This is a genomic window from Microcoleus sp. D3_18_C2 (genome assembly GCF_036702395.1).
In the GTDB taxonomy this organism is placed as follows: Bacteria; Cyanobacteriota; Cyanobacteriia; order Cyanobacteriales; family Microcoleaceae; genus Microcoleus.
Genome location: NZ_JAUBTG010000092.1, coordinates 1 through 11,854 on the forward strand (window position 1 = coordinate 1; position 11,854 = coordinate 11,854).

15 protein-coding genes are annotated in these 11,854 nt (G+C 44.4%); 5 read left to right on the forward strand and 10 right to left on the reverse strand.

The features are described 5' to 3' along the window. Nucleotides 1–256 precede the first annotated feature (256 nt). The gene (locus QUA88_RS28110; protein ID WP_333212551.1) at nucleotides 257–1,975 is read right to left on the reverse strand and encodes an ATP-binding protein; all 1,719 of its coding nucleotides are present in this window, start codon (nucleotides 1,973–1,975) and stop codon (nucleotides 257–259) included. Nucleotides 1,976–2,137: 162 nt separating this feature from the next. Here QUA88_RS28110 and QUA88_RS28115 point away from each other — a divergent pair, with 162 nt between their 5' ends. The 3 genes from QUA88_RS28115 (at nucleotide 2,138) to QUA88_RS28125 (ending at nucleotide 4,441) form a co-directional block, all read left to right on the forward strand. Then, nucleotides 2,138–2,869, forward strand: a complete 732-nt coding sequence (locus QUA88_RS28115) for a hypothetical protein (RefSeq protein ID WP_333212549.1) — start codon at nucleotides 2,138–2,140, stop codon at nucleotides 2,867–2,869. A 283-nt stretch (nucleotides 2,870–3,152) separates the two neighbouring features. Next, nucleotides 3,153–3,512, forward strand: coding sequence for a hypothetical protein (locus QUA88_RS28120; RefSeq protein WP_015179737.1), 360 nt, complete (start codon nucleotides 3,153–3,155; stop codon nucleotides 3,510–3,512). Nucleotides 3,513–3,919: 407 nt separating this feature from the next. Further along, on the forward strand, nucleotides 3,920–4,441 hold the full coding sequence (locus QUA88_RS28125) for a hypothetical protein (RefSeq protein ID WP_333275015.1): 522 nt from the start codon (nucleotides 3,920–3,922) through the stop codon (nucleotides 4,439–4,441). 242 nt (nucleotides 4,442–4,683) lie between these two features. Here QUA88_RS28125 and QUA88_RS28130 read toward each other — a convergent pair whose 3' ends face one another. Together QUA88_RS28130 and QUA88_RS28135 are read right to left on the reverse strand one after the other, a co-directional pair. After that, a complete protein-coding gene (locus QUA88_RS28130) occupies nucleotides 4,684–5,304 on the reverse strand; it encodes a Uma2 family endonuclease (RefSeq protein WP_333275018.1) in 621 nt (206 codons plus the stop codon). Between the two features lie 39 nt (nucleotides 5,305–5,343). Then, nucleotides 5,344–5,619 carry a hypothetical protein gene (locus QUA88_RS28135; protein WP_015179741.1) on the reverse strand — a complete coding sequence of 92 codons (276 nt, stop codon included), beginning with the start codon at nucleotides 5,617–5,619 and terminating at the stop codon, nucleotides 5,344–5,346. Between the two features lie 171 nt (nucleotides 5,620–5,790). Between QUA88_RS28135 and QUA88_RS28140 the strand changes: the two genes are divergently transcribed. Further along, nucleotides 5,791–6,879 carry a hypothetical protein gene (locus tag QUA88_RS28140; RefSeq protein ID WP_333275022.1) on the forward strand — a complete coding sequence of 363 codons (1,089 nt, stop codon included), beginning with the start codon at nucleotides 5,791–5,793 and terminating at the stop codon, nucleotides 6,877–6,879. A gap of 136 nt (nucleotides 6,880–7,015) precedes the next feature. Here QUA88_RS28140 and QUA88_RS28145 read toward each other — a convergent pair whose 3' ends face one another. The 3 genes from QUA88_RS28145 to QUA88_RS28155 form a co-directional block, all read right to left on the reverse strand. Continuing rightward, nucleotides 7,016–7,195 (reverse strand): hypothetical protein, encoded by a 180-nt coding sequence (locus QUA88_RS28145; RefSeq protein ID WP_172186618.1) that lies wholly within the window; start codon nucleotides 7,193–7,195, stop codon nucleotides 7,016–7,018. A 240-nt stretch (nucleotides 7,196–7,435) separates the two neighbouring features. Then, entirely contained in the window at nucleotides 7,436–7,831 is a 396-nt protein-coding gene (locus tag QUA88_RS28150) for a HEPN domain-containing protein (protein WP_015179743.1), read from the reverse strand. Next, nucleotides 7,828–8,163 carry a nucleotidyltransferase domain-containing protein gene (locus QUA88_RS28155; RefSeq protein ID WP_015179744.1) on the reverse strand — a complete coding sequence of 112 codons (336 nt, stop codon included), beginning with the start codon at nucleotides 8,161–8,163 and terminating at the stop codon, nucleotides 7,828–7,830. The genes QUA88_RS28150 and QUA88_RS28155 overlap by 4 nt, the downstream gene beginning before the upstream one ends. A gap of 193 nt (nucleotides 8,164–8,356) precedes the next feature. Here QUA88_RS28155 and QUA88_RS28160 point away from each other — a divergent pair, with 193 nt between their 5' ends. Beyond that, nucleotides 8,357–8,593, forward strand: coding sequence for a hypothetical protein (locus QUA88_RS28160; protein ID WP_333058076.1), 237 nt, complete (start codon nucleotides 8,357–8,359; stop codon nucleotides 8,591–8,593). Between the two features lie 31 nt (nucleotides 8,594–8,624). Here the strand turns inward: QUA88_RS28160 and QUA88_RS28165 are convergent, their stop codons facing one another. From QUA88_RS28165 to QUA88_RS28180, 4 genes are all read right to left on the reverse strand, one after another. Then, a complete protein-coding gene (locus tag QUA88_RS28165; RefSeq protein ID WP_333058075.1) occupies nucleotides 8,625–9,047 on the reverse strand; it encodes a hypothetical protein in 423 nt (140 codons plus the stop codon). Between the two features lie 58 nt (nucleotides 9,048–9,105). Next, complete coding sequence (locus QUA88_RS28170) at nucleotides 9,106–9,933, reverse strand: DUF6753 family protein (RefSeq protein ID WP_333275026.1); 828 nt, start codon at nucleotides 9,931–9,933, stop codon at nucleotides 9,106–9,108. A gap of 81 nt (nucleotides 9,934–10,014) precedes the next feature. After that, the gene (gene tnpC, locus QUA88_RS28175) at nucleotides 10,015–11,460 is read right to left on the reverse strand and encodes an IS66 family transposase (protein ID WP_333264560.1); all 1,446 of its coding nucleotides are present in this window, start codon (nucleotides 11,458–11,460) and stop codon (nucleotides 10,015–10,017) included. A gap of 9 nt (nucleotides 11,461–11,469) precedes the next feature. Then, nucleotides 11,470–11,742, reverse strand: coding sequence for a hypothetical protein (locus QUA88_RS28180; protein WP_333275029.1), 273 nt, complete (start codon nucleotides 11,740–11,742; stop codon nucleotides 11,470–11,472). Nucleotides 11,743–11,854: the final 112 nt, after the last annotated feature.

Genomic DNA, 11,854 nt, shown 5'->3' on the forward strand with positions numbered 1-11,854 from the left:
GGTTTTTAGCTGGCATTTTTGTATATATTGATTAAACTCATTTTTTATGATACCCTATTTAAAGGCACAACAGCTTATCACACCGATGTATTGTATCCCACAATGGTTTTAAGCAATAGCGAGATAAATGCGTCCGAAGTAATAAGAGTAAGATGCGAATACTTCTCTTGTTTGCACCGTACCATCTAATGCGGCAGAAATCTTGGAATTGATTTTCGGTCCCAATAAAACCCTGCTATTGCTGTCGATCGTACACTCAACTTTTCTCGTAAGCAGGTGGCCGATACTCGAATAATTCTTGCTCTGCCGCCGCAAATTTAGACCCATCCCTCCCAGAAGCAGGCCGAGCAAAGGACGCTTTGTTGCGAATCCCCTGGATATCTTCAGAAGAACGCTCAGACGATAGCACAAACTGAGTTCTCTGATAACGCAGATCGGCCAATTCAATTTTACCAGGTCGCCCTTCACAATAAGCTCGCTGGGCACAGCGTTTAACTGCGATCGCAATTTCAGCACTCGTTGCTCCGGCATAATCAGATAGTAGCAAATACCACTGTCTGTCGCTCCAAAGATTCTCTTTTCCTTCCCCAAACTGCTCTGGGAAATACTTAGCCAAATGCAAATTGAAAATCTCATAGCGAGCGCCGCTGTGCGGCAAATCCACAAACCAGATTCCGCCGTCGTCAAATCTGCGGATAAGTTCAGCCGGCAGCATTTCTAAGCGGTTAACAGTAGCTAACATTAACACGGGGCTTTCATGCTCCTGCATCCATGTGAGCAATTTCTGCGACAGCCGCCTAGCTACACCGCCATCAGCATTTGATGCCCAGCCAGAAAAACCCTTGTCAAAATCGTCAAAGAACAACACGCAGCCGCCCAAATTATCGGCTGTATCCAGCATTTTGTTGAGAGCGCGATCGGGATTAGAAGAACCTAGAATATTGCCCCAACTTGCTGCTAAAAGCGCATAACCTAATTTCTTAGCAGCTAGCTTTGCACTCAAACTTTTGCCCGTCCCCGGCGGCCCCCACAGCAGCATTCCTTTGGGGGGTCTGAGGTGATATTTCTTGGCATCAGCTTCTGACAGCTTTACGACTTCGCTCAAATAAGCGTCTAATAAATCTAAACCGCCAGCATGAGGCACGTCTGGAGAAGCAATGAACTCCAACCCCTGGTCTCGAAGTTGCGATATTTTATGCTCTAATACCAACTGTGCGATTTGGACAACTGAAGCGGTCACAGAGAGCGATCGATCTAACACTAATTCAATTTCAGCCTGTGGCAGCCCTAGACTAGAAACAGCCAGCCGTTTTTTAGCAGCTACCGCATCTGAACCAAAATCAAGGGAACAATTGCGATCGCAAAAATTATCTACAAGAACTTCGACTTCAAAACGATCGGGTAACGGACATTTGAGTAGAGGAATTAATGGACTTAGCTTTGATGGCAGTTGGATGTACTCACCCAGCAGTACCCAATATTGGTGGGCCCAACGCCCTTTCAGTTCAAAGAATGCGTTAGCCAATTGAGAATAACGGCGGATAAGAGGCTGTTCGCTACTCTCTGATTCCAAAATATCCTCTAACAAAAAGATACCGGGGCAGTCATTTTCCAGCAGAAATTGCAGGACATCGCTTTCGACAGATAGCTCAGTTTTGCAGAGGACGCATTCACTATTATACATCTCTGAAAAAGCATCTGAAACGCTTGTCATGTTTGAGTGAAAACCTAAATTTGGGAGATGTTTATCGAAACACTGCACCTGTTGAAGAGTTGACTGCACCTGTTGAAGAGTTGACTGCACCTGTTGAAGAGTTGCATAGCCCGGATTCCAATAATAAACAGGTAAACAACACTCATTAGCGTACTGATGAAATGATGACAAGATTGTTTGGCGATCGGCACTGTAATATTCGAGGGCAATAATGGGAGTTTGAATAACTCTTAAGTTAGACCAGTTATTGGAAATCTTCATGCGTTATACACCACTACTTACAGGAGATTTAACATAAAATTTAACTAATGTAATTAAAATTTAACTTCCTGCTAATGAGCGAAATTCTCCCCCTCAACTGGAGGGGGTAATTGTGCCTAACGGCACTCATAAATTGATGTTATGTAAGTTAAATTGTCAATCATGGCCACAACTAAAAAACAAACAGCAGCCACTCCAAATCGCTCTCAGTCACCAGTGCCTGCTAAATCTAAACCGCCCGAAAAACAGAACAGTCAAACAGTCGGCAGTAACAATGGAGCTAAATCAAAACCTCAACTTAACCTCAGCTCCGAGCAACTTGCTGTCGAGCTAGTCAAACAGATTCGCAATACAATTCATAAGAAGTACGGTGTGACAATTCAGCGTCGCGATAGCCGTATTTCGACAAAGGTTGGCCACGCAATTCGCGAAAAACTGGGATTGGATATTCAAGCTCAGTTGAATAAGCGCAACGGTAATGGCAATGGTAAAAAGTTCGACTGGCAAGAGTGGAACAATACTGTGTTTCCCAAGCTAGTTGGCCGGCCCGAGGAACTCAAGTATGGTGTCGAAGTTGTTGCCTTAGCGATGAGCCAACTTTACGATACAATTGCTGACAACCCGCAAGCTGCCATTGCCGATTTAATGGAGTTCAATGCTCAAAGCTTAAAGCGTCGCAACGAGTTAGCTAAATCCTCAGAAGAAGATACTGAAGAACTCGATGAGGACGACGAACTCGATGATGAAGATGATGAAATTGATGACATACTCGATGAAATTGATGAGGATGACGAAGACGAAGAAGGCGATGAGGATGAGGATGAGGATGATGACGATGAGGAGGATGATTTTAGTTTAGACGAAGACGAAGAATTTGAGGAAGACGACGAATAATTGCTAAAGTTTGACTAGAAAGCTCTGCTGAAAAAGCAGAGCATTTTTTTGCCTCTATCGAGGCCTTTTCCACGAATCGCGATTCTGGGTAATGATTGTCGCCACCGTCCGAATCAGGACGCTCTGGGAAGCATACCCAACAAATTCACAATCAAGGAAATTTTGACCTTGGTTGTGAATTTAATTTTACCCACTCACCCACCCACTAAATTTTTTGAATTAATTGTAATTAGCAGACTGCCGTCGCTTTAGTTGTGAAAAAAAACACGCTTGAGGGTTAATCATGGCTAATCGCAAATCCGCTCCAACTCCGATGCAAAAGCAATTTGCAGAAACTCTTGAAGAACAGCGCTTCGAGATGTTTTTGCACGTTGCCCGCGAGTTAACGGGACGTGCCAAACAACGACAGTTACAGAAAGGTAAAGCTCTTGACTGGGAAGCGTTCAATACTTGGTTTAACAAGCAATATGAAGGCTACTCGGCTGACGAGATGCTTGAAGAAATCTTGAGCAACGTTTACTGGCTTTCATCTGAGCAAGCAGTGATTGACTTGCACTTCCGTTATATCGAATCGGCAGTCAAAGCTTCTCATAAGAAAAAGGCAACTGACGATAATGAAGAGATTGATGATTTTGTCAAGTAATCAATGACGACCCCCGATAAAGGGGATAAAATCCTGCTTGGAGCAGGATTTTATTTGCCCGCCCACCCACCGCATCAGTTCGATTTGCGACATTTATGATCGCATTCTCACAAGGATTTAGTTAATAGCACTTATGGACTAATAACTTGATTATGTCATTCTGAACCCTTGACGGAGTTTACCATCGAGCGTAGGAAAGCTTCCGCAAGTAATGCGAATAATCTCAAACCTTTGCAACACAGTTACAAACCGTAAGTTATGGTTAATTGGTTTTATCCGAGAATGTAGGTTGGTCAATAAGTCAGCGTAAAACCGTTTGGCAATAAATTAAATGACTGTTTTTGTTAAAAAGCTTTGATATTAAACGCGAGCGCGTTTGAGAGATGTTCCACTTGCAAATTATAATCATGTACGAACCTATTCAGCATTTTCTTACCCTCACAATTGAAACTGTGGTAATTTTTGGTTACGGTGGCTTAATTGTTCACTATCTCGCTACGCTGTTAGCATCGAAGCGGATGAATCATTCTGAAAAACTCTCAGCAGAACTTGCCCCAGATTTTGTGCCTTTTCTCAATGAAATTGCTTCCTGTCCTGCTGTTGCAGAATCGGCAGCAACTCCAGAACCCACAGAAGAACAGCGCCTCACCTCTTCGCTACAACTTAAAGCCGAATTTGCTTCTAATATTCAACTCGATACCGACACATTTAATCTACCCTTCATTCAAGTCGATAGCCTGACTCTTCGACAATGCCGCACCGTTATTCGAGCGCTCAATTCCACTCTCCCACGAAGTGAGCATATTCGCATTAAACTCAACAAAAAAGATGTGCCAGCCGATTCGTTAAAATTTCAAATTAAGAAGCACTTTGAGCATCGACCGCAGCAAGTTGTCTCCCTAATTGAGCAAATTTTGAAAGTTAGTTAGCACCCTCGGGGAATCAACAAGCCAATTAGTCTTTTATTTCAAAACAACTTATGGTAACGATTTGATAGAAAGTTTTTTTGAATGCACCCTCCTTTTCCTGACCAAGCTATTAGTTACTTTCTTCAGCGCCAAGGGGAATCAGACCCTTGCCAATCTGTTCGCTCAACTCGTTGAGACTCAATCCCCGTTCAATTGTGATCGCACGAATTCTCTCCATCCTACCGACGTTACCTGGATATAAGCTACATAGCAGCATATCTGCCGGCAGCGAAGATTTGTTGCGCTGTTAATTGCAAGTCGGGAAAGATTGAGGAAATAAGCCGATCGTCATTTTGAAACAACTGTTTTTGATACTCGTCTTCTCGCAGCGTACAAATAGTAACTGTCGGCTGTTTGGGCTTGCCAATATATTCTCTGCCACCAATGCCCAAATAGTCAACAATCCAATACTCAGGCACTCCTAGTATGGCGTAATCTTCAACTTTGCGAGCGTAATCGTTCTGCCAGTTGGTACTAACAACTTCAGCAATCAGTTTAATAGAAGAACCTGATGTAATTACAGGTTCTTGTTGCCACAAAGGTTCATTAATTAGTCGAGTTTGGTCTAATACAAGCACATCGGGGCGAAAGGCTGTTGCTGTTCCTAATAGTTTGATGAGACAGCGAGGAGGGATAAGGTAGGGTAGATCCAGGCGGTCAATTTCTACATTTAGTTTTCGTCCCAAAAACCCGGATACTTGTTCGTGGGGCCCTGTTGGTTCCATTTCGGTTAATTCACCATCAATCAGTTCGTAGCAATCGCTGTCGCCGTAGTTTGTAATAAATTCATCAACAGTTATAAGTTTTGGAGGTGATTGAACCATTGTGTTTATTCCTCATCCGACGGCAATGTACGTCTTTATTCAAAGCCTCGCCATACCTGAAAGATTGGCTGTGGGTTGTTTGCGACTTTGTTCCTCGGCGTCAGTCAAAGTAATCTTGCGCCTGCCAATCTGTTCGATCAACTCGCTCAAACTCAATCCGCGCTCTCTAGCAATAGCGCGAAAACCTTCCCACCCTGCAGATGTTACCTGAATGTTCCTTTGCTTTTTTGGCTCCTCATATCGAGGTTCGCCTCCGCCTAACTTTAAATTAGCTAGAGAGTTGGGGTGGAGCTGCGTTCCTTTGCTTGGGGGCATTTTGCAACATTATCCTTTCGACTTTTTTCTTTATTATCCCACATTACGAGCCGTTTTCCGTGATACTATAGGTAATATGGAATCAACCTATACGAGTCAACTTCTTCAATCTGGTGTCTGGCTTTGGGGCTGGCAAGTCAGGGGTTGACTTATCTCAGGAGGCACTAGGAAATGCACCCAACTCAGGAGACACCGGGCAGCGAGCAGCGTCAACCTTTAGTAGTTTTGCGAGGCTCAACCCGAAAGCACCACCACACTGTTGCAGACTCCCTGCGGATTGACCCAGATTTCCAAACGCTCATCCCTCCTTTGAGTGCGAGCGAGTTTGCTACCTTAGAAGCCAGCATTCAAGAGAAAGGGTGTCGGGACCCTTTGGTGGTTTGGGCTGAGGAAAAAATTCTCATCGACGGTCACAACCGCTATGCTATTTGTACGGCGCACGGCATCCCCTACCAAACTGTAGAGATGTCTTTCGACAGCCCTAACACCGTCAAAGTTTGGATGCTCCTCAATCAACTGGGCCGTCGCAATCTCACGTCTGAGTCAGTCAGCTATTTGCGCGGCACTTGGTACGAACTCACCAAACAGTCCCGCGGCGGAGACAGAAAATCAAGTGGTCATTTTGACCACTTGAAAACAGAGACAAAGTTGGGGGCACAGTTCAAGGCATCCCCAAAAACAATTCGCAGAGACGCTCAGTTTGCTAAAGCAGTAGACACCCTGAGTTCTATTGGAGGAGAGGATATGAAGTGGAAAATACTGAATCGCTCTGCGGGGATGACCAAGAAGCAGGTCATCGCTTTGGCGATTGATGCTCGCAGCCGTCCGGCTAAGGTTGCCAAAACTTTACAGGGGCGCGACCAAAAAGTAAAGCCTGAAGGTGAACCTACCATCGCTCATCACCTGACGCTCAAAATTGGTTCGTTAGTAGAAGTGTACGCGCCAGATCGCGAAGATGTTAACGGCAGGTTAGGCCGCATTCAGTCAGTGGGCGAGAAAACGGCCACTGTGTGGATGCGACACATCCCCACCGTTACTATGCAGTCATACACCTTCAAGCACTCGGCTCTCACTGCTGTACCGCTAGACAATCAACCCGGACTTCAAGAAATTTGCGATCGCACTGGCCGACTTCACCAATTAGGAAATCTAGACCCGTTTGAAGTCGAAATTCTGAACTTGTTAGAAAGAGCAACGGTTCTTACTCCCACCGAATTGCAGTATTTAGAACAGATTGAGGATAGACACAAACTTGATTGAGTGCCTCATGGTGTTGCTGAATCAAATATTCGGGGAGATTTGCAGGCGGGGCTTCGTCGTAATAGTAGATAAATAGACAACCGATGATGCTGTCGCTGTGTTCTAATAACCAGCAGAAAGAAAGGGGTTTTTTGATTTAATTGATGACGTATTTTTCAAATTCAAAGTTAGGTTTGACTAGCATTGAGGGGTCGATCGATTCGCGTTCAGCAGCGAATGCTTGCCAGAGAGGGGCGAGATCCTTTGCGTCGGTTGCGGTGGCTAGACGGTGGCTGTAAGGGGCGATAGGGGCGATCGGCATAGTTGTGGCTGTCATAGTTTTTGGGGAGTGAATTTGCTCCGAAGGTGAAAGCCTTCCATTGTGTATTGGGATTTCGCGGGGTATTTTTACGCAAAATCGGAGTTTTTATAATAAAAGTTAATATATAGGACTCAAAGAGGGAGGCCCAGAAACCGGGTTTTTTACGAAAATACTGAATCGCAGTGTTGAATCTGCTGAAAAACCCGGTTTCTTTAGTTGGCGGGTGCAGGAGTGGAAAGCAGGCTATCTACTCAATCAAGGAGAGGATGGAGGAATAGAATCAATATTTGCCAAAGCAAAGTTGAGCATTTCTTCTGCCCGATCTATTGTTTGCACTGCGTCTGTTTGTGAGATTTGTATATCAGCGTTATAGTCAGCTTCTAATCGAGTTTTTTGGGCATCTATTAGGTAACGATGGAACTGCACCGGAACGCGGCCCGAACGAGCAAATTTTTGACCGAAACCGGCGATGACAGCGGAGTGGCGAGAATAAGATAATTTCTCTGACTCTAAAAATGCAGTGACTATGTAAAACATCACATAATAAGCGCGGGAAGCGGCAGAATCAAAAAAGCCTTGCTCACATAAAACCCGTGCAGCCTGCAAAGTTCTATCAGCTTTATCAAGTAACCTTTGTTGCTCTGGGTTCATATTGGGACTCCTTCGCGACGGATATTGCGAAAGAAACCGCTTTCATACTCTTGGTACTTCTGAAGTGTGGCAAACATACAGCTAATCACGACGGTATGTTCTAAGCATATATCGGCAATCAAAACAGAAATACGCTCGCTTTCTTGGGAGTAATTGAAGGGTTGTTTGAGAAGGATTAATATATCAATATCGGAGTCCGGTCTAGCATCGCCTCTGGCTTGGGAACCATAGAGAATGATTCGGATTAACTGTTCGCCATAAAGATTTTCTAATCCCTGGCGAATTTGGGCAATAATTTCTTTGAGTTGAACATTGATCGTTGAAGTTGGCATAGTTGTTTATAAGCCAATCGATGATGTTTTTAGCTAAGATGTTGGCAATATACCAATTATACTGGCAAATGATGCTCGTAGTCGTCCGGCTCAAGTTGCCAAAACTTTACAGGGGCAATGTCGTTCGGTAAAACCTGAAAAGCAACCTGCCATCGCCCACCACCTGACGCTCAAAATTGGTTCCTTAGTAGAGGTGTACGCGCCAGATCGCGAAGATGTTAACGGCAGGTTAGGCCGCATTCAGTCAGTCGGCGAGAAAACGGCAACTGTGTGGATGCGACACATCCCCACCGTTACTATGCACTTGTACACCTTCAAACACTCGGCTCTCACTGCTGTACCGCTAGACAATCAACCCGGACTTCAAGAAATTTGCGATCGCACTGACCGACTTCACCAATTAGGAAATCTATATCCTTTTGAGATATAAATCCTCAACTTGTTAGAAAGAACAACGGCTCTTACTCCCACCGAATTGCAGTATTTAGAACAGATTGAGAACAGACACAAGCTTGATTGAGTGCCTCACAACTATTCTTCCTTTTGAGAACAGCAATAACTTCGGAAATTTTAGTGGATTCACTTGACAGTTCAAACACTGAGTCAATCAATTTTTGTTGAGCTGCTAATTGTTGCAGTGAATAACAAGCTACCGCTCGCACTCGCTCGGGAGACTTGCTAGCATTTTTGGCAGCAAACGGCCCCCAGAAAGCACTCAGTACAATCTTAATCTGTTCCGATATTGGGTATGTTTGACTCAAACAGTAATCCCAAACCATCTCATCGAATGGGTCGTTTAGTGCAACTAAAACACCCGATATTTGCGACTGTACTTGCTTCTGATTGTGGTTCGATAACGGCTGATTGTTCAAATTGGCAATCATAGATTTCTCCTGTTAAGCTAACTTCTTTACATCCCATCCTCAATTTTAGTATTTGCCCTCAAGGAACAAACTCTCGTTCTTGAGGGGAGCGAATCCACAAAGTACAAAATCCTTTTTGTGCAGGTTTACCCTCTACTGTCAGCGTCACCCCCAATCGATTTATCTCAGTTTCACACAGTTTTTTGCCACCTTTCTCGCTCAACAAAGCTTGATTCCAGCTCATAAATTGGCGAGCATATTTTCCTTCATTGCTTGTTGCCCACTGAATTGTATCCGCGTTCTTGCGAGCAAACTGACCCTCTTTGCTCAGCCCCCATTCGAGCGCTACGGCTTGTTCTAAAGTGAGCTGGCGCGGCCCTTTTGGGTCGAGTTCAGGCGGTGGAATGAACCGGGGCACAGCTAACCCGATAAAAGCGCCGATCGCCATTGCCCCTAACACTACCCCGCTCCCAAAAATCACCGACCAAATATCGTGAGCAACTTTCTCTAAAGCTGCTTGTCGCACTAGGGTGGAAACTGAGTTGGAAATGTGGCGATGTTGCACCTTAACAGCCGCTTTTCCCTGCCGTTCTAAAAACTCCCTGCTTTCTTTTTCCCAATTTTCAGTAAGCTGGCGAACTTGTTCCAGTTCTTGAGAAATAACAGCTTGAGAATCTTTCAAATCACCTTGCCATTGAGATTGCCAATTCTTGAAAAACTGGTCAATCTCTTGTGGTTTTTTTTCTAACAGCAGTTCGAGTTGACCTGTAGCCAGCAATACGATAAAAAGCGGGTCATTTTTATTGAGACCGTATCGGTAAGCTGTCTGAATGACATGAGAGCGAAATTTAGAGTCTTTGCCCTTGAGTACCTGGCTGATTAGTGACTCAGTATCTCTCTCGTACATGGGAGGGGCAGATAAAGGCTCTCTGTTCAGAGCTTCTCTTTCCCTCGAATCATCGTCTATGAGTTCCCAAAACGTAAGGATTCAGGTCTGAAATTCGGGAATGAGGTCAGGCATAGGAAAGTAGTCACAAGAATGGGCATTCATAGCCTCACGGAAAAAAGCCATTACTGAACGAGCTTGAAAACGACAGGTTTGAATCACACTCAGCAGATTAGCAGTTTCCTCAAATCGCTTCATCGAACGAGAGCCACCAGACACTTTCCGTTTCGTTACAGCTAGGCGTAGGGAACGTTCTGCTAAATTATTATCCGGAGGAACCGAGGGGTCAGTGAGAAAATACCACCATTGTTCTGCCTTATCCCGTAAGGATTTTAGTAACAGACCTGCGGCATAACCAACTTGGTTCAACCAAGTGGCAAGGGCTTTATTCAATCGTATTTTGAAATCAGTTGCCCAGGAGTCGTAGGTGAGTTTATCCTTCGTGTTTCGCCAGGACTCATGGGCTCTAAAAGCTTCATCAATTAATGACAGAAATATTTGAGCGACTGCTGCATTATTGTTGCCGGGAAGTCCCAGCACCTTCTTGAAATGCCGTCGTAAATGAGCCAGACACTTCTGTTGGGCTGCGATGTTCCCGCCATTATAAACGCTGAAATCATCTGAGCTTAAGACTCCAGCAAACTCTTTGCCCAGCATGGTTTCCAATTCCACGCGCCCCCTGGTATCTGCCGCATGAAATAAACAGAATCCTTCTCCACTAGCCGTCCATAGCCATTCTTTGACTCCCATGACACACCACGGTGTTTCATCTACATGAACATTTGATTGAAGAGGTGCCCATTCCCACAGTGCTTTGAGCGCTGGTTTGACTGCTGCTGCTACTCGTTGATTGGTTTTTTGGAGTGTTCCTACGGACACTTCTATCCTGCCGAGTTCCCACAACAATTCAGTCAGCTTGGCGTAGGAAAGATGTCCATAATTGCCAAGCCAGACTAAGAGCGCTTGGAGATTAACGCTCAAGTCTTGTCCTGGAACTATTCCCCGGGGTGGTTCTCCTCTAACTACTGCACCACATTCGAGGCATTTACACGATTGTGTTTGATATTCAACAACTTCGATTGGTTTTGCTACTAGACTTGCTACTTGCTGTCTATGAATGTTAATTACTTCACTTAATTCTTTACTGCCACAATTGAGACAGATGTCGGGTGAGCTAATTTCGGTTCTGTCTACTCGTGCAAACCCTTTTCGGGTTTTCCCGGGATGACCTGGTTGTCCACCTGGTTTCTTTTTTTGGTCTGCTTCTGGTTGGACTGTTGGTTTCTCTGATTTTTGGATCAGATCCGTTGATGGGGGCTTTGATGAAGTCTGACTGGTGGTTCGACTTTTCCCCGTAGCAATGGCTAGTTTTTCTTGTAATTCTTCAATAATTTTTTGCAGCCCCAGTACCATTTCCACCAGTTCAGCTTGGCTCAACTGCTGGATTTCGGTTTTTTTCTGCTCTCTGGTGGCTGCGGGCTTTTTCATTCGTTTATTTTACCAGCTTTTGACACTGAAGTTTTTTTGACCTGAATCCTTACCCCAAAACTCCTTTTCATTTAGCTTACTCCCATCTAATTTCAACTTTTCTTCTACTGCATCTTCTGGAAATGTATCTGGAGAATCGGGCAAATTTTGCGAAATTTCAGTGGGTTGTAGGGAATTTTTTTTGGTATTATTAAGTCTGCCCTGTTCCCTTGGCGTTTCCAATATCTCGCCAAACTCTTGAGAGTCAACTTCGGAAAGTTCTTCTAAAAGTCGATCGGACATTTAACCTCCTACCTAATCAAAATCCTAATCTTTATGGGGAGCATGTCACTTTTGCAATAAGTATTTATACTTGTGCAGTTTTTGGCGGTCTACCAATTAAGCCATTTAAGTA